General features: G+C 65.8%; 14 protein-coding genes. 5 read left to right on the top strand and 9 right to left on the bottom strand.

The features are described 5' to 3' along the window. Window positions 1–73: 73 nt before the first annotated feature. The 6 genes from G3N93_RS02690 to mnmC form a co-directional block, all read right to left on the bottom strand. Window positions 74–1,186 (bottom strand): NADH:flavin oxidoreductase/NADH oxidase, encoded by a 1,113-nt coding sequence (locus tag G3N93_RS02690; protein ID WP_206132242.1) that lies wholly within the window; start codon window positions 1,184–1,186, stop codon window positions 74–76. Between the two features lie 215 nt (window positions 1,187–1,401). Then, complete coding sequence (locus G3N93_RS02685) at window positions 1,402–2,112, bottom strand: glutamine amidotransferase (RefSeq protein ID WP_206132241.1); 711 nt, start codon at window positions 2,110–2,112, stop codon at window positions 1,402–1,404. Between the two features lie 28 nt (window positions 2,113–2,140). Continuing rightward, window positions 2,141–2,779: a MarR family winged helix-turn-helix transcriptional regulator gene (locus G3N93_RS02680; protein ID WP_043184842.1), complete on the bottom strand. Its 639-nt coding sequence runs from the start codon at window positions 2,777–2,779 to the stop codon at window positions 2,141–2,143. Window positions 2,780–3,287: 508 nt separating this feature from the next. After that, window positions 3,288–4,403 (bottom strand): YbdK family carboxylate-amine ligase, encoded by a 1,116-nt coding sequence (locus G3N93_RS02675; protein ID WP_006490006.1) that lies wholly within the window; start codon window positions 4,401–4,403, stop codon window positions 3,288–3,290. Between the two features lie 14 nt (window positions 4,404–4,417). After that, window positions 4,418–5,632 carry a cation:proton antiporter gene (locus tag G3N93_RS02670; RefSeq protein WP_174940262.1) on the bottom strand — a complete coding sequence of 405 codons (1,215 nt, stop codon included), beginning with the start codon at window positions 5,630–5,632 and terminating at the stop codon, window positions 4,418–4,420. A 671-nt stretch (window positions 5,633–6,303) separates the two neighbouring features. Continuing rightward, window positions 6,304–8,250, bottom strand: coding sequence for a bifunctional tRNA (5-methylaminomethyl-2-thiouridine)(34)-methyltransferase MnmD/FAD-dependent 5-carboxymethylaminomethyl-2-thiouridine(34) oxidoreductase MnmC (gene mnmC, locus G3N93_RS02665; RefSeq protein ID WP_206132240.1), 1,947 nt, complete (start codon window positions 8,248–8,250; stop codon window positions 6,304–6,306). Between the two features lie 388 nt (window positions 8,251–8,638). On the opposite strand from mnmC, the gene G3N93_RS02660 reads away from it, so the two are divergent. After that, complete coding sequence (locus G3N93_RS02660) at window positions 8,639–8,917, top strand: HU family DNA-binding protein (protein WP_006401505.1); 279 nt, start codon at window positions 8,639–8,641, stop codon at window positions 8,915–8,917. Between the two features lie 118 nt (window positions 8,918–9,035). Here the strand turns inward: G3N93_RS02660 and G3N93_RS02655 are convergent, their stop codons facing one another. Together G3N93_RS02655 and G3N93_RS02650 are read right to left on the bottom strand one after the other, a co-directional pair. Then, on the bottom strand, window positions 9,036–10,349 hold the full coding sequence (locus tag G3N93_RS02655) for a GTP-binding protein (protein ID WP_206132239.1): 1,314 nt from the start codon (window positions 10,347–10,349) through the stop codon (window positions 9,036–9,038). Window positions 10,350–10,508: 159 nt separating this feature from the next. Then, entirely contained in the window at window positions 10,509–10,958 is a 450-nt protein-coding gene (locus tag G3N93_RS02650) for a lytic transglycosylase domain-containing protein (protein WP_174940268.1), read from the bottom strand. 388 nt (window positions 10,959–11,346) lie between these two features. On the opposite strand from G3N93_RS02650, the gene gspD reads away from it, so the two are divergent. The 3 genes from gspD to gspF are packed head-to-tail and all read left to right on the top strand — an operon-like array spanning window position 11,347 to window position 16,380. Then, window positions 11,347–13,662: a type II secretion system secretin GspD gene (gene gspD, locus G3N93_RS02645; protein WP_206132238.1), complete on the top strand. Its 2,316-nt coding sequence runs from the start codon at window positions 11,347–11,349 to the stop codon at window positions 13,660–13,662. A gap of 5 nt (window positions 13,663–13,667) precedes the next feature. Next, window positions 13,668–15,158: a type II secretion system ATPase GspE gene (gene gspE / locus G3N93_RS02640; protein WP_374196398.1), complete on the top strand. Its 1,491-nt coding sequence runs from the start codon at window positions 13,668–13,670 to the stop codon at window positions 15,156–15,158. A 4-nt stretch (window positions 15,159–15,162) separates the two neighbouring features. After that, entirely contained in the window at window positions 15,163–16,380 is a 1,218-nt protein-coding gene (gspF, locus tag G3N93_RS02635; protein ID WP_174940274.1) for a type II secretion system inner membrane protein GspF, read from the top strand. 35 nt (window positions 16,381–16,415) lie between these two features. Here the strand turns inward: gspF and G3N93_RS02630 are convergent, their stop codons facing one another. Then, complete coding sequence (locus G3N93_RS02630; RefSeq protein WP_174940276.1) at window positions 16,416–16,826, bottom strand: type II secretion system protein N; 411 nt, start codon at window positions 16,824–16,826, stop codon at window positions 16,416–16,418. A 175-nt stretch (window positions 16,827–17,001) separates the two neighbouring features. Between G3N93_RS02630 and gspG the strand changes: the two genes are divergently transcribed. Next, window positions 17,002–17,454, top strand: a complete 453-nt coding sequence (gene gspG / locus G3N93_RS02625) for a type II secretion system major pseudopilin GspG (protein WP_011350483.1) — start codon at window positions 17,002–17,004, stop codon at window positions 17,452–17,454. The last annotated feature ends 157 nt before the right edge of the window (window positions 17,455–17,611 follow it).

Raw genomic sequence — 17,611 nt, 5'->3', positions numbered from 1 at the left:
GGCGAATCACCCGCATCCTACACGTTCACGATTGCTTCGTTCAACATCACGCGCAATATTGCGCGCGTGGCGCTCAACGCTGGCCGAATGCGATGTCGCCGAACAACGCCTTGTGCTCGCGCGGCTGCGAACGCCAGTATTGCGGCGGCGCCGTGACCTGCGCGCCGAGCTCGGCCGCCGCATGCCACGGCCAGCGCGGGTCGTACAGCATCGCCCGCGCCATCGCGACGAAATCGGCATCGCCGGCCTCGATGAGCCGGTTCGCATGCGCGGGCTCGTCGATCAGGCCGACGGCGATCGTCGGCATGCCGACCGCGCGCTTCACGGCCTGCGCGAACGGCACCTGGTAGCCGGGCGACAGCGGAATCTTCTGCAGCGGCGATACGCCGCCGGACGACACGTCGATCCAGTCGCAGCCGCGGCGCTTCAGTTCGTGCGCGAACGCGATCGTGTCGTCGAGCTCCCAGCCGCCTTCGACCCAGTCGGTTGCGGACACACGCACGCCGACCGGCCGGTCCTCCGGAAACGCCGCGCGCACGATCTCGAAGATCTCGAGCGGAAAGCGCATGCGGTTTTCGAGCGAGCCGCCGTATTCGTCGGTGCGCCGGTTCGCGAGCGGCGACAGGAACTGGTGCAGCAGGTAGCCGTGTGCCGCGTGCACCTCGATCGCATCGATGCCGAGCCGTGCGGCCCGCTTCGCCGAGGCAGCGAACGCGTCGCGGATCCGGTTCAGGCCCGCGGCATCGAGTGCGAGTGGCGGCGTCTCGCCATCCTTGTGCGGGACGGCCGACGGTGCGTGCGGCAACCAGCCGCCGTCGGCGACCGACACAAGCTGACCGCCCTGCCATGGCACGTTGCTCGACGCCTTGCGCCCCGCATGCGACAACTGCATCGCGATGCGGATCGGCGAATGCTTGCGGATCGCGGCCAGCACCGGCTTCAGCGCGGCTTCGGTCACATCGTCCCAGAGGCCGAGGTCGCCATGCGTGATGCGCCCGTCGGGTTCCACGGCGGTCGCCTCGATGCAGAGCAGCCCCGCGCCCGACAGCGCGAGATGGCCGAGGTGAATCATGTGCCAGTCGGTCGCCTCGCCGCGTTCGGCCGAATACTGGCACATCGGGGAGATCACGATCCGGTTCGGAAGGGTCACGCCGCGCAGCGTGAACGGGGAAAACAGCGCAGTCATGGAGGCCGCTCGCCAGGAAAGGAAAGAGCGAACGAGCGTAGCACGCAGGCGGCAAGCCTGCTGACGGCGCCCCCGGCAGTAAGCAGATGGTCAGGCAGGGCCGGCGGCCGGTTGCCTGCAACGGAGAAAAGGCAGCGCATACGGCAATGCGCCGGCCTGCAACGGATGCGGGCCGGGCAACACCTACGCGGCGAACGGCAGCGCCGCCGGCGGCGTCAGAGTCCGACGCTGTCGAGCCACTCCGCGAACATGCGTCGCGCGGCCGCCTCGAGCGCGGGGCCGTGCTGAGCGGTATCGGCGCGCAACTGGCGCGCGTCGATGCCGGGCGTCGCCGCAATTTCGCCGGCGTTCGAAATCAGCCACGGTTCGAAACTGTCGGTGCGGATTTCCGGATGGCATTGCAGCGCCAGCACGTGCTGGCCCCATGCGAATGCCTGGTGACGGCAGGCCGACGTCGACGCGAGATGCATCGCCCCGCCCGGCAGGTCGAACGTGTCGCCATGCCAGTGCAGCATCGACGTCGCCGCACCATCGAGATGGCGCAGCGGCGATGCGCGGCCGGCATCGGTGAGCGTCAGCGGCGCCCAGCCGAGCTCGTGCTGCGCGGCCGGATAGACACGCGCACCGAGCGCCCGGGCGATGAACTGCGCGCCGAGGCAGATCCCGAGGATCGGCAGCCCGGCGTCGATGCGCTTGCGCACGAGCGCCGCGAGCGGCGCGATCGTCGGATACTGCGCATCGTCGTACACGCTGAGCGGCCCGCCGAGCACGACGAGGAGCGACGGCTCGAGCACGTCGAGCACCTCGACCCGCGATGACCCGACGTCGACGTAGCGCACCCGCCGGCCCCGTTCGCCGAGCACCTGCTCGAAGCTCCCGAGATCCTCGAAATGCACATGGCGGATCGCCACGACTTCAGCGTTCATCATCGGCCTCCCGGTCGATCGACGGACGTCAGCCTGCGAAAATCTTCCAGGTCTTCTTCTGCGTCGCCGCGTCGGCTTCTTCCTGCACCGAGCAGTCGAGACGCAGATCGCTGTCGGACATCGAGATGTCGAGCGCCGCGCAGTGATGCACGGTCTTCTTCGACAGCTTGCCCGGCTGGAAGTGGGCGCACGTCACGCACATGCGCTGCGGCGGCGTCGCACCGGCCACCTGCAGTTCGCGCAGCGTCTTCAGCAGCGCGCGATACAGTGCGCCCTGCTCGTCCGCGCCGAGCTTGCCGACCGCTTTCGTCAGGAATTCAGGCCATTGCAGTGCCTTCTTCGCAGCCGTCCGGCCACGGGCCGACAGGCGCACGGCCAGCGCGCGGCCATCGTCCAGCGCACGGCGCTTCTCGACGAGACCCTTGGTCTCGAGCGTGCTCACCGCATCGCTCGTGGTCGCCGCGGTCAGCTGCGTCTCGCGCGCGATCTCGCCGAGCCGCATCGGGCCCTTGCGCTGCAGCAGCAGCACGAGAATCTCGCCCTGCGTCGGCGTCAGGCCAGCGCCTTCCGCCCAATCCCATGCCTGGCTTCGCATGGCCGTACTCAACCGCAGCAGGCTGTGGGTCACACGTCCCGAAGCCTGATTCCCGTAAACGCCTTCGCTCATAGTCTTTTCGCTTTGCCGCCGCCCGGTTTGCCGAGCGGCCGTAGTGTGGAGATCGAATGTCTATCTCAAAACAGACACGCTCTTGCGAGTGCGTCAGCACGGCCGTCGCGAGGGCACACGCGGCGGTCGCGTTCGCGGCGACCGGTAAGACACTCATCGTTCCGGTGTCCGCAAAGCCGACATTCTAAGCGAGAGCGGAAAATCGCACAGCTAAGTTATCCCCTTCATTCTGTGGAAAATCACTGGATAACCAAAATTTTTCGTTGTGCCTGCAATGCCGAACGCCCGCCAAACGGTGCACAAGGGCATTTTCCTGTTCGGATCGGCCATCGGGCCGACCGCAATGATCCACCGGGTTATCCCGTGCACAGATCGTTGACTTTGCAGCGGAATATCCGGTTATCCACAGATTTTCAGGACAACCGGCAACGATTTCGGCCGCAATCGGGGCCGCCGGTCGTTCAGTGAATCGCGACTCGGTCGAGCCCGTAATCTGCAAAACATTTTTTCACTCGCGCCAACGTAAGCACTGCTGGCGGACCGTCTCATTGAGCGATTTTTCCTGTTTGAAAACGGTTCTCAACCACGATGCGTCGTTCACGCGCGCCTTGGCGAGCGCACCGATCTCGTCGAGTGCCGCGCGCGAACCGAGTGCGGCCGCATGCGGCGCGATCCGGTCGAGCGTGTCGAGGATGTCCTCGGCGATCGTGCGGCGCTCACCCGTCTGAGGATTCACGCAGGTGCCCTCGAGCCCGAAGCGGCACGCCTCGAAACGGTTGAACGTGTAGACGAGGTAGTCGTCCTCGGACAGCTTCAGCGGCCGGTCGGTCAGCAGGTAGCGCGCGAGCGTCTGGATGTAGCAGGCGATCGCCGCCGCGCGGTCGACCGACAGCGGCGTATCCATCACGCGCACCTCGATCGTCCCGTAGCCGGGCTTCGGGCGGATGTCCCAGTAGAAGTCCTTCATCGAGTTGACGACGCCGGTGTTCACCATCTTCGTGAAGTACTCCTCGAAGCTGTCCCAGGTCAGCACGAACGGTGCGCGGCCCGACAGCGGGAACGCGAACACCGAATTCAGGCGTGCCGAATGGAAGCCGGTGTCGACGTTCTGCACGAACGGCGACGATGCGGACAGTGCGATGAAGTGCGGGATGAAGCGCGACATCGAGTGCAGCAGGAACAGCGCGCTGTCGGGATCGGGGCAGCCGATGTGCACGTGCTGGCCGAACACCGTGAACTGCTTGGCGAGATAGCCGTACAGCTCGGAGATGTACTGGAAGCGCGGCGCATCGTAGATCTGCCGGTCGCTCCATTGCTGGAACGCGTGCGTGCCGCCGCCGGCCAGCCCGACGTTGAGCTGATCGGCCGCCTTCACGAGCACGTCGCGGATCGCGTGCAGCTCGCTCACCGCCTGCTCGTGCGAATGGCAGATGCCGGTCGACAGCTCGATCATGCTCTCGGTGATTTCCGGCGTGATGTTGCCCGGGAAGGTCTCGCCCTGGATCAGGCGCATCAGGTCGGACGCCGCTTTGGTCAGGTCGTAGTTGTGCGTGTTGACGACCTGGATCTCCAGTTCGACGCCGAACGTAAACGGCTCGGAATTGACGAAGGTTTCGAGTGCCATGGCAGGTTCCGGAATCAGTTGCTGTCGCTGCGTTCACTGACCGCCGACAGGCAGCGATACACGATGAACGGGCTGACGAGCTGCAGGATCACGATCGTGCACATCACGATCGCGCGCAGGTGCGGGTCGAAATTCGGATAGAGCTGGTAGGTGTCGTCGACGAGCAGGTACGACAGCGCGGACATCGGCGTGAGCGCAATGCCGAGCGCGATGCCCTGTTTCATCCCGATGCCGCTCGGCTTCGCGAACGCGACGACACCGGCCAGCTTCGCGACGAGCCGCGTGACGATCAGCACGATCGCGAGCAGCCCGCCGAGTGCGATGTCGCCCCACGTGAACGACGTGAGCGTGAGCACGAACAGGATCACCGTCAGCAGCCAGCCGGCCGTACCGAAATGCTCGGGCCACAGTTGGGGGCGCGCTTCGAGGTTCTTCACGATGATGCCGGCGAGCAGCAGCGTAAGCAGCGTCGACAGCTTCAGCGCCTGGGCGACGGCGATCGCGAGCATCACGAGCCCGAACAAGGCAACGAACGAATGCTCGTCACGCATCGTTGCGGTCATGTGGCGGAACAGGTAGTTGCACGAACGCGCGACCACATACGCAACGATGAACGAACCGGCGATCAGGTAGAGCGGCTGCAGGATCGTCGCGAACACGTTGCCGTACGCTTCCTGGTGGAGCCAGCTCGTCACGAGCTTGGTCAGCACGATCGCATAGACGCTGTTGAGCGCGGTCAGCGTGATGAGGCGTTGCGACACCTGCCCTTCCGCACGCAGCTCGGTCTTCAGCTGGATCACCATCGATGGCGACGTCGCGATCGCGATCGCCGACAGCACCAACGCGACCATCCCCGACACACCGAGCGCGAGCATCACGAACAGCACCAGCACGAACGACAGCGTGGCTTCGGCCAGGCTCGATGCGATCAGCCACGGATTGCGCCGGATCCAGCGCAGGTCGAGGCGGCTGCCGAGCTCGAACAGCAACAGGCCGAGTGCGACGTCGATCAGCAACCGGGAAGTTTCGTCGGTGCTGGCATCGATCACGCCGAATCCGAACGATCCGGCGATGAGACCGATCACCGCATAACCGGTGATGCGAGGCAGACGCCATGCGCGATAGCAAAGCTCGCCACACAGGCCGGCTGCGAACAACGCAAGCCCGGCCCAGAACACGGCATCCGGCGTAAGCGGCCAGTTGGGCAGGAATGAGAACGCCGACTTCATCGTGGTGACTTCTCCTTTGGAAGCGACCGCCAGCAACACGGGGTCAAGCGTCAGAAATGGATGCGCGCCGGCTGGGTATCGCCCCGAATGTGATTGTTGTGTCGACGACGGCGGGACATGGGATCCGCCTTTTCCGCCACAGGGCGGAAAGTCGTTCAGGTTGCCGATCTGGATTGTCGGCCTGGTGTGTGAACGGACTGCGCAGTCTCGAAGATTCAGATTCGAAATCGTGCCGACCGTTCCATTGAAGCATGTCCGGCGCCTGGCCGGATGAACGCGAAGGAAACCGATTGTGCCACAGCTTTTTCGGTCTGGAACCCATTGAATCGACTCGCGGCGCTGTGCGGCTCCGCAGGTCTTTGGTTTCAAAGGTTTACTTGTATATATACATAGTAGAAGTTAACAAAGGACGCACAGTTCTGTGGATAACTTCGGTTTACGTCGACAGATCAAGGTGTTGCGGAGCCCATAACCCGTTGCACAGACTGTTCGTGCACAGAGGTTTGAGTTGAGCAACTTTTGGGCCGCTTCACAGCTGTGCCGAGTTGCCCAGTTTACGTCCACTGTGATTGCACACGAAGTGCGCGCGGATTCCGCGCGGTTATCCACAGCGTCGAGTGGATAACCTTGCGCGAAAAAGTCGGGAAACTGTGAGCGGTTCGGGTGAGTGGTCAGCCGGTCTGACCGACGCGGCGTGCGCGCAACGCGCGGATCAGGAAGCGTGCGGGGTCGACGGCATCGGCAAGTTCGCGCTCGAGCGGCCACGGCTCGCCTTCGAGTTGCGATGCGATCAGTTCGGCGCCGAGTGTGGCCCATACGAGGCCGCGCGAGCCGAAGCCGAATGCACCGTAAAGCCCGGGCAGGCGCGGCAGGTCGCGCGCCTGCGCGCCGCTCAGCGCGCGAGCATTGGCGATGGCGCCTGCTTCGTCCGCGAGCGGGCCGAGCAGCGGCAGGCGGTCGCCGACGACCCAGCGGAACGCGACGCGGCCGCGCAGTGTGCCGGGATCGGGCAGGTCGCCGATCAGGCCCGGCAGCAGATGCCGCACGCGCTCGAGGTTTTCGAGGTGGCCGGCCGCGCGCATCGCGGGATCGACGTCGTCGGGTTCGAACGTCGCACCGATCAGCAGCGTGCCGTCGTCGAGCGGCACCGCGTAACCGTCGCCGATCGTCGGGCACGGCAGCGGTGCCGTGCTGCCGGGTGGCAGCAACGTGAGCTGGCCGCGCACCGGTTGCAGCGCGACATGCTGCAACCCGGCGAGACGCGCGGCGTCGCCGGCATTCGCGAGCACGACGACGGGCGCTTCGGCCAGCGTGCCGCCCGCATCGTCCAGTGCATGCCATGCGTCGCCCCGCCGTTCGAGTTTTGCAACGCGGGTGGACGCGAGCAAGCGCACGCGCTCGCCGGCCGCCGCGTATTGAGCCGCGCAAAGGCCGGCCGGCCAGACGGCGCCACCGTGCGGAAACAGCAGGCCACCCTGCGCGACCGGCAGGTTCAGACGCGCGCGCGCGGCCTCGACGTCGAGCAGCGAGACATAGTCGGACGGCGCACCGAACGCTTCGAATGCATCGCGCATCCGTTCGAAGTCGTCGGCCGATTCGGCGAGATGAATCATCCCGTGCGTGCTGCGCGCGAATGCATGGCCTGCACGTTCGAGTGCGCGCCAGCGTGCGATCGCATGCAGGAAGCCGCCGCGCGTGAGCCGGCTCGCGACGTTGTCGTCGCGCGTCATCAACGGATGGAATACACCGGCCGGATTGCCCGATGCTTCGCTCGCGATCCGGTCGTGCCGCTCGATCAGCGTGACTTCCCAGCCGCGCGCGGCCAGGCGTTCGACGACCGCGCAGCCCGCCAGGCCCGCGCCGATCACGATCGCGCGGCGCGTCGCAACAGGCAGTGCAAGTGGCGGCTCGTGCCGGCGCGCGCGCCAGCGCGGCGCATATTCGCCGACGAGCAGATCGTCGACGTCGCGATACGTGAAACCCGACTTGCCGAGTGCGTGTTTCAACGCGTCCGAACTCGCATGCACTGCAAACGTTGCGTATTCGCCGGCGATTTTCGAGAGCGCGCGGACCACGTCGGTCGCTTGCAGATCCGCGTCGTTCGACGACGCAAAGCCGTCGAGACAGAACGCGTCGGCGCGCGCGACGATCTTCCCCAGCATGTCGATTGCATCGCCGAACGCGAGCGTGAGCACCACGCGCCCTTCGTCGAATTCGAGCCGGTGCAGGCCGGGTACAAGCATCGGCCATGCGTCGGCAAGTGCATCGATATCGGCCGATATGGTTGTGTTAGCAACGATATGGGAAGCCGCGCGGCGCAGGTCGTCGCGCGAGAACGGATGCGGTTCGACTGCGACAAAATGCAGCCGCTCGCAGCGCGCGGGATCGTCACGCCACGCGGCCCAGGCCGCGAGGAAACTGCCGCCCGCGCCGAATCCGGTCGCCACGATCGTGAACGTGCGGCGGCCCTGCCAGCGCGCCGGCAACCCGTTGCCGGCGACGAACACGCGATGCGCAAGTGCGTCTGATGCGCCGCGATGGAGGTCGCCGAACTCGGGCGAGACGAGCGTGCCGTCGTCGCGAAGCGCGAGCGAGGCGGGAACAAGTCGGTCGGTCATGCGAAACAAAAAACGTGGCAGCCAAGCCTGGCAAGGGATTGCGCGGGGCCGTCCGACCGGTCGTTGGAAAAAGCCAACGGCGCGGCGCACGGGCGGACCGCGCTGCGTATCCTGTCCGGGTGGCGCTGGTCAAAAAACGGGCAGTCGATGATTCATTCGGCGAAATACCGATGAAAATCTTTGAAACCCTTGTCGTTATTGGGTTTGCGCTGCGCTATCATAGCAACGCCGTACCGCGGGGTGGCCACCGGCTAACCGGAGGGCGCGTCGCGCGGGCCAGGATTCGGCGCTGTGTCGTCGGAGTCTGACTCTCGACGGCACGGTTCGCGCACGTATAATCGGCGCGTTCGCGCTGTTCGTGTCAACCTAACCTGATAAAGGAACCTTAATGAACAAACAGGAACTGATCGACGCCGTCGCCGCCCAAACGGGCGCCAGCAAGGCTCAAACCGGCGAAACGCTGGACACGCTGCTCGAAGTCATCAAGAAGGCCGTGTCGAAGGGTGATGCGGTTCAGCTGATCGGCTTCGGCAGCTTCGGTTCGGGCAAGCGCGCAGCACGTACGGGCCGCAACCCGAAGACCGGCGAAACCATCAAGATCCCGGCAGCCAAGACGGTCAAGTTCACGGCTGGCAAGGCGTTCAAGGACGCCGTCAACAAGCGTTAAACCAGCGCCTGTTCCAAGAAAAACCCGCCTTTCGGCGGGTTTTTTGTTGGGTGCGCGCAGCATTTTCGCCACAGTCCGCGCCCCTCTTGCAAGATTTAACGGTTGTTTTTACAACGCGTTACGCGTGCACGATCTGCGTGTCGCCGTGATCGTCATCGTCGTGCGAATCGACATCCCACGCCGGGAACGGATCGTCGAACGCATGCCATCCGGCCGCGCCGAGTGCGAATTCCGCATCGGTCAGCAGGCACGCATCGAGCTTCGCGCGCCATGCATCCGCGTCGAGCGCGATGCCGATCAGCACGAGTTCCTGCCGGCGATCGCCCACTGCGCGATCGTCGAGATCGCCGTGCCATTCGGCGCGGATTTCACCGAGCAGCTCATCGTCGTCCGGCCATTCCGCGCGATCCTGCGCCGCCCACCAGAGACCTGCCGGGCCATGCCGGCATACGCCGCCTGCCTGCGACAGCGAACCCGCGATGTCGTTGCGCGTCGAGAGCCAGAAGAAGCCCTTGCTGCGCAGCACGCCCGGCCACTCCTGATGCAACAGCGCCCAGAGTCGTGCCGGATGAAACGGCCGGCGCGCGCGGTAAACAAAATTGCCGATGCCGAATTCGTCGGCTTCGCCGTGCACGTGCGCATGATGTTCGTCATGGCAGTCCGGGTCGTCGCAATGCGTGTGATCGTGATCGAGCGACGTGAGCCAGCCCGGCGCGTTCGCGGCTTCGTCGAAATCGAAGCGGCCCGTGTTCAGCACTTCGTCGAGCGGCACGTTGCCGAACGTCGACACGACCTGGTGCGCGCGCGGATTGAGTCGCGCGAGGATGTGCTGCAGGCGTGCGAGGTCGTCCGCGGGGACGAGGTCGGCCTTGTTGATCACCAGCACGTCGCAGAACTCGATCTGCTCGATCAGCAGCTCGACGAGCGTGCGATCGTCCTCTTCCGATGCGGCAATGCCGCGCGTCGCGAGCGCATCGTCCGAGCCGTAGTCGCGCAGGAAGTTGTACGCATCGACCACGGTGACGAGCGTGTCGAGCCGCGCGATTTTCGACAGCGACGTGCCATCGTCGTCGACGAACGTGAAGGTTTCGGCGATCGGCATCGGCTCCGCGATGCCGGTCGATTCGATCATGATCGCGTCGAAGCGCCCTTCGGACGCGAGCGTGCGGATCTCGACGAGCAGGTCGTCGCGCAGCGTGCAGCAGATGCAGCCGTTCGACATCTCGACGAGGCGTTCCTCGACGTGCGACAGCGCTTGCGCGTCGCGCACGAGCGATGCATCGATGTTGACCGCCGCGAGATCGTTGACGATCACGGCGACTTTCAGGCCCGCGCGGTTCGCGAGGATGTGATTGAGCAGCGTGGTCTTGCCGGCGCCGAGGAAGCCGGACAGCACGGTGACGGGCAACGGCTGGTTCATTGCCGGATTCATAGCGATATGCACCAACGGAAAAATTGAAAAAGCGGCCGCGACGCCCTTCCGGGGCGCGATCGTCCCGCGGACGGGCGAAATTGCGGCGTGAGATCCGCATTGTGCATCAAACGCGCGCCGGCTGGCCGGTACGGCGTCAGGCCGCGCTGCGGCGCCGCGTCATGGCGCGGGCGGCAGCAGCTTCCACTGGGTCAGGATGCCGGCGATCTGCCGCGCGTACTTGTCGCGCAGCGACGGGGTTTCCGAATGATAGGCGCCGATCGCCTGCCACGTGTTGCCGTAGCGGTTCATCTTCTGCTTGAGATGCCACGCGGCGATGTACACGTTCTTGCACGGCTCCATCAGCGTGTCGCGGCCGATCCCGTAGCGCGACAGCGTCGGCAGGTGGATCGAATTGATCTGCATCAGGCCGTAGTCGACCGAGCCGTTCGTGTTCTTGTTCAGCGCGCCGGGCCGGTTGCGCGATTCCTGCCACGCGATCGCGCGCAGGATCAACGGATTGACCTGCTGATATTTAGCCGCTTCGTCGAAACAGTCCGCGCGAGCGTTCGCGCTGGCGAAATACACGCCGGCGGCGATCAACGCGATCGAAACGAACCGTCTGTTCATGGTGCGAAATTGACAAGAAAATACGCGAGGGTCGGGAAAACCCGTGCCTGTTATTCGTGCGACGAGAATCGTGCCGCCCGTATCATACCGACAGTCCGTCAGCTTGCGACATACAGGAATACGGCAGCCCGGTTATACCGCATTTCCGTGTCGATTCATCATGAAACGGGGGCGATGGCCGGCATGCCGAGAACAGTGCCGAGTCTTACATATTGCATACGGTTCGCCGGATACATGTCGTATGTGAGACAGTCCTCGGATCAATGTGATATTTCGGACATGAAAAACTGCTAATGTCGCCTCTTTCGGACTTGGATCCCAGCACTACCGCCGGAAGTGGCCTGAGCCGGCATCGACCCATTCATCCATGACAAGAAATCGCTTCGTTATGCGGCGTGTCGCCACGACCCTGATCGTCGCCGGCATCATCGTCTCGCAGGCCGCCTACGCTCAGGTCACGCTCAATTTCGTGAATGCGGATATCGACCAGGTCGCCAAGGCGATCGGCGCCGCAACCGGCAAGACCATCATCGTCGACCCTCGTGTGAAGGGGCAGCTCAACCTCGTGGCCGAGCGCCCGGTGCCGGAAGACCAGGCGCTGAAGACGCTGCAGTCGGCGCTGCGCATGCAGGGCTTCGCACTCGTGCAGGATCACGGCGTGCTGAAGGTCGTGCCCGAGGCCGACGCGAAACTGCAGGGCGTGCCGACCTACGTCGGCAATGCACCGCAGGCGCGCGGCGACCAGGTGATCACGCAGGTGTTCGAGCTGCACAATGAATCGGCGAACAACCTGCTGCCCGTGCTGCGGCCGCTGATCTCGCCGAACAACACGGTCACTGCCTATCCGGCGAACAACACGATCGTCGTGACCGACTACGCGGACAACGTGCGGCGCATCGCGCAGATCATCGCGGGCGTGGACAGCGCTGCGGGCGCGCAGGTGCAGGTCATTCCGCTGCGCAACGCGAACGCGATCGACCTCGCCGCGCAGCTGCAGAAAATGCTCGACCCGGGCGCGATCGGCAACAGTGATGCCACGCTGAAGGTGTCGGTCACGGCCGACCCGCGCACCAACTCGCTGATGCTGCGCGCATCGAGCGCGTCGCGCCTCGCGGCCGCCAAGCGGCTCGTGCAGCAGCTCGACGCGCCGAGCGGCGTACCGGGCAACATGCACGTCGTAGCGCTGCGCAACGCCGATGCGGTGAAGCTCGCGAAGACGCTGCGCGGGATGCTCGGCAAGGGGAGCGGCAGCGACAGCGGCTCGTCGGCATCGTCCAACGATGCGAACAGCTTCAACCAGAACGGCGGCTCGTCGTCGAGCGGCAACTTCTCGACCGGCACGTCGGGCACCCCGCCGCTGCCGTCGGGCGGCCTCGGCGGCTCGTCGTCCTCGTCGTCGTACGGCGGCTCGTCCGGTAGTGGCGGGCTCGGCACGGCCGGCCTGCTCGGCGGCGACAAGGACAAGAGCGGCGACGACAACCAGCCGGGCGGGATGATCCAGGCCGATGCGGCGACCAACTCGCTGATCATCACCGCGTCCGATCCGGTCTACCGGAACCTGCGCTCGGTGATCGACCAGCTCGACCGGCGCCGCGCGCAGGTCTACATCGAGGCGCTGATCGTCGAGCTAAACTCGACGACGGCTGGCCAGCTCGGGATCCAGTGGCAGGTCGCCAGCGGCGCGCTGCTCGCCGGCACGAACCTCGCGGCCACCGCCGGCACCGTGGCCGGCAACAGCATCATCAACCTGACGACGGGCACCGCGGGCAGCACCGCGATCGGGCTGCCGGGGAACCTCGCGAATCTGAACCAGGGCCTCAACATCGGCTGGCTGCACAACATGTTCGGTGTGCAGGGGCTCGGTGCACTGCTGCAGTACTTCGCGGGCGTGAGCGACGCGAACGTGCTGTCGACGCCGAACCTGATCACGCTCGACAACGAGGAGGCGAAGATCGTCGTCGGTGAGAACGTGCCGATTCCGACCGGTTCGTATTCAAACCTGACGAGCGGCACGACGAGCAACGCGTTCAACACCTACGATCGCCGCGACGTCGGCCTCACGCTGCACGTGAAACCGCAGATCACCGACGGCGGGATCCTGAAGCTGCAGTTGTATACCGAGGATTCCGCGGTCGACACCGCGACGTCGAATTCGCAGACGGGCCCGTCGTTCACGAAGCGCTCGATCCAGTCGACGATCCTCGCCGACAACGGCGAAGTCATCGTGCTCGGCGGCCTGATGCAGGACGCGTACAACGTGTCGAACAGCAAGGTGCCGCTGCTGGGTGACATCCCGTGGATCGGCCAGCTGTTCCGCTCCGAAAGCAAGCAGCGCAAGAAGACCAACCTGATGGTGTTCCTGCGCCCGGTGATCATCGCCGACCGCGGCACCGCGCAGGAAGTCACGGCCAACCGCTACGACTACATCCAGGGCGTGACGGGCGCATACAAGTCGGACAACAACGTGATCCGCGACAAGGACGATCCGATCGTCCCGCCGATGCCGCTGGGCCCGAGCCAGGGTGGCACGGCCGCCGGAAACCTGTTCGATCTCGACAAGATGCGTCGCCAGCAGGTGCAGCGCCAGGTGGCGCCGGTGCCGGCCCAGCCGTTGCCGGAGGCGACGCCCGCGCAGCCGCAGAGCGTGCCGCAGCAGACGGTGCCGCAACAGCCGCTGACGGCCACGCCGGGAGCGTCGCAGTGAGTGACGTGCACGCGTCTTCCGTCCACGACGGCGCGCCGGGCGAACGGCAGCCGCCGTCGCCGCTCGCCGCGCGACTGCTGCCGTACGGCTTCGCGAAGAGCGGCCAGGTGCTGATCGCACACCAGCTCGACGACACGCTCGAGGTGTGGATCAGCGAACGCACGAGCGACGCCGCGCTCGCAGAGATCGCGCGCAACTTCGGCTCGATCTCCGTGCATCGCGTGCCGGCCGACGAACTCGCGCAGGCGATCAACCACGCATACGCGCGCCAGGACGGCAGCGCTGCGCAGGTGGTCGGCGAGGTCGAAGGCGAAGTCGACCTGTCGCGGCTGATGCAGGACATCCCCGAAGTCGAGGATCTGCTCGAATCGGAAGACGACGCGCCGATCATCCGGATGATCAACGCGCTGCTCACGCAAGCGGCGCGCGAACAGGCGTCGGACATTCACATCGAGCCGTTCGAGAACGCATCGGTGGTGCGCTTTCGCGTCGATGGCACGCTGCGCGACGTCGTGCGGCCGAAGAAGGCGCTGCACGGCGCGCTGATCTCGCGGATCAAGATCATGGCGCAGCTCGACATCGCGGAGAAGCGCCTGCCGCAGGACGGCCGCATCACGCTGCGCGTCGGCGGCCGGCCGGTCGACGTGCGGGTGTCGACGCTGCCGACCGGGCACGGCGAGCGTGCGGTGCTGCGTCTGCTGGAAAAGGATGCGCAGCGGCTGAACCTCGAAGCGCTCGGGATGGGCCGCGACACGCTCGTGCAATTCGACAAGCTGATCGCGCGCCCGCACGGCATCGTGCTCGTCACGGGCCCGACGGGTTCGGGCAAGACGACCACGCTGTATGCGTCGATGTCGCGGCTCGAAACCGCGACGACCAACATCATGACCGTCGAGGACCCGATCGAATACGACCTCGGCGGGATCGGCCAGACGCAGGTGAACGAGCGGATCGGGATGACCTTTGCCCGTGCGCTGCGCTCGATCCTGCGCCAGGATCCGGACGTGATCATGATCGGCGAAATCCGCGACCTCGAAACTGCGCAGATCGCGGTGCAGGCATCGCTGACGGGCCACCTCGTGCTCGCGACGCTGCACACGAACGATGCGGCCTCGGCCGTCACGCGTCTGACCGACATGGGCGTCGAGCCCTACCTGCTCGCGTCGTCGCTGCTCGGCGTGCTCGCGCAGCGGCTCGTACGGCAGCTCTGCCCCGTCTGCAAGGAAGAGCGCCAGGAAGAAGGCCGCACCGTGTGGCATCCGGTCGGCTGCGACAAGTGCGGGCATTCGGGTTATTCGGGCCGGCGCGGTGTATACGAACTGCTGCTGGTCGACGAGTCGATCCGCTCGCTGATCCACCGCAACGCGGCCGACGCGGAAATTCTCGCCGCCGGCCGTGCGGAAGGGATGCGCACGCTGCGCGACGATGCCGAGCGCTGGCTCGCGTCGGGCGCGACGTCGCTCGAGGAAGTGCTGCGCGTGACGGGAGGCGCATAGCGCGATGCCGGCATTCCGTTTCGAAGCAATCGATTCGGCGGGACGCGCGCAGAAAGGCGTCATCGATGCCGACAGCGCGCGTGCCGCGCGTGGCCAGCTGCGTACGCAGGGGCTGACGCCGCTCGTCGTCGAGCCGGCCGCCAGCGCGACGCGCGGGGCGCGTTCGCAGCGGCTCGCGTTCGGCCGCAAGCTGTCGCAGCGCGAACAGGCGATCCTCACGCGCCAGCTCGCGAGCCTCCTGATCGCCGGGCTGCCGCTCGACGAGGCGCTCGGCGTGCTGACCGAGCAGGCCGAGCGCGACTACATCCGCGAACTGATGGCCGCGATCCGCGCCGAAGTGCTCGGCGGCCATTCGCTCGCGAATGCGCTGGGCCAGCATCCGCGCGACTTCCCGGAAATCTACCGCGCGCTCGTCGCGGCGGGCGAGCACACCGGCAAGCTCGGCATCGTGCTGTCACGCCTCGCCGACTACATCGAACAGAGCAACGCGCTGAAGCAGAAGATCCTGCTGGCGTTCACGTATCCGGGGATCGTCACGCTGATCGCATTCGGCATCGTCACGTTCCTGCTGAGCTACGTCGTGCCGCAGGTCGTCAACGTGTTCGCGAGCACGAAGCAGCAGTTGCCCATGCTGACGATCGTGATGATGGCGCTGTCGGATTTCGTGCGGCACTGGTGGTGGGCGATCCTGATCGCGGTCGTGCTGATCGTTTGGTTCGTGAAGGCGACGCTGTCGCGCGACGGGCCTCGCCTCGCGTTCGACCGCTGGGTGCTCACCGCGCCGCTCGCAGGCAAGCTCGTGCGCGGCTACAACACGGTGCGCTTCGCGAGCACGCTCGGCATCCTCACCGCGGCGGGCGTGCCGATCCTGCGCGCGTTGCAGGCGGCCGGCGAGACGCTGTCGAACCGCGCGATGCGCGCGAACATCGACGACGCGATCGTGCGGGTGCGCGAAGGCTCCGCGCTGTCGCGCGCGCTGAACAACGTGAAGACGTTTCCGCCGGTGCTCGTGCACCTGATCCGCTCGGGTGAAGCGACGGGCGACGTGACGACGATGCTGGATCGTGCGGCCGAAGGCGAAGCGCGCGAGCTCGAGCGCCGCACGATGTTCCTGACGAGCCTGCTCGAGCCGCTGCTGATCCTGGCGATGGGGGGCATCGTGCTCGTGATCGTGCTGGCCGTGATGCTGCCGATCATCGAGCTGAACAACATGGTGCAGTGACGGCCTGACCGTTGGTCGGGCCGTCGCCTTCGGCTTCAGCGCACGTAGATCGCCGGGGACGGCGTGTTGGCGGGAAGCTGGACTTCGGTGCGGGCGCCGTTGCGCTCGACGATGATCGAGCGGGGGCGGACTTCGGCGAGCTTGGCGCCGGACGTGACGTCCGCGCCGAGCGACACGGCACGCGGCGGTTCGCCGCCGACGCCGACGATCGCGGCACCGCCGTGGTCGAGCGCGAGGATGCCGAACAGGTGGATGTCCTGCACGGGATTCTTGTCGAGCTGACCGCCGAAGAGCGCCGCGGCGTCCTCGGTGCGAATCGGCAGCCGCGCGGCGGCGGCGGGCAGCGGCGCTTCACGGGCTGACAGCGTGACGACCCAGTAGGTGGCCGTCGCGCACAAACCCGCGAAGAGGGCTAGGGAGAGGATCCGGATCGAGAGCGCGTTCATGCGCGCTATTGTACGGATGTATATGAAATTTGCGTTGGGTGAAAGCCCTCGGCAATGCGCGCCTTACAATGCGTGCTCCGCGCCCGCGGGTTCGGAAGGTTGCCGTCAGGCAATCGTCCGGTGCGCCGGGTGCGTCACTCAACCAACGACATTTTTTGGAAAGAGGTAGTCAGTCATGCAAACGTGGATCACTCGCCGCAACGCGGCCGTGCGTCGTCAGCGCGGTTTCACGCTGATCGAGATCATGGTGGTGGTCGCGATCCTCGGGATCCTGGCGGCACTGATCGTGCCGAAGATCATGAGCCGCCCGGACGAGGCACGCCGCATCGCCGCGAAGCAGGACATCGGCACGATCATGCAGGCGCTCAAGCTGTACCGTCTCGACAACGGCCGCTACCCGACCCAGGATCAGGGCCTGAACGCGCTGATCCAGAAGCCGTCCACCGATCCGATCCCGAACAACTGGAAGGACGGCGGCTATCTCGAGCGCCTGCCGAACGATCCGTGGGGTAACGGCTACAAGTACCTGAACCCGGGCGTGCACGGCGAGATCGACGTGTTCAGCTACGGCGCCGACGGCAAGGAAGGCGGCGAAGGCAACGACACCGACATCGGTTCGTGGCAATAAGCCTTCACTGACCGGCCAGACGCATCGTTCCCGTTCTCCATGCTCGCCATTCGCACGACCTCCCGCTGCGGCCGCGATTGCCGTGTGCGTCGCGGCGCGGCTTCGTCCGCGCCGGCGCGTGCCGACGGCGGGCAGGCGTTGCCCCGTGCGCGGCGTC

It is taken from the genome of Burkholderia sp. Se-20378 (assembly GCF_017104665.1).
GTDB classification, from domain to species: Bacteria; Pseudomonadota; Gammaproteobacteria; order Burkholderiales; family Burkholderiaceae; genus Burkholderia; species Burkholderia lata.
This window is presented reverse-complemented; position numbering and strand designations above follow the sequence as displayed.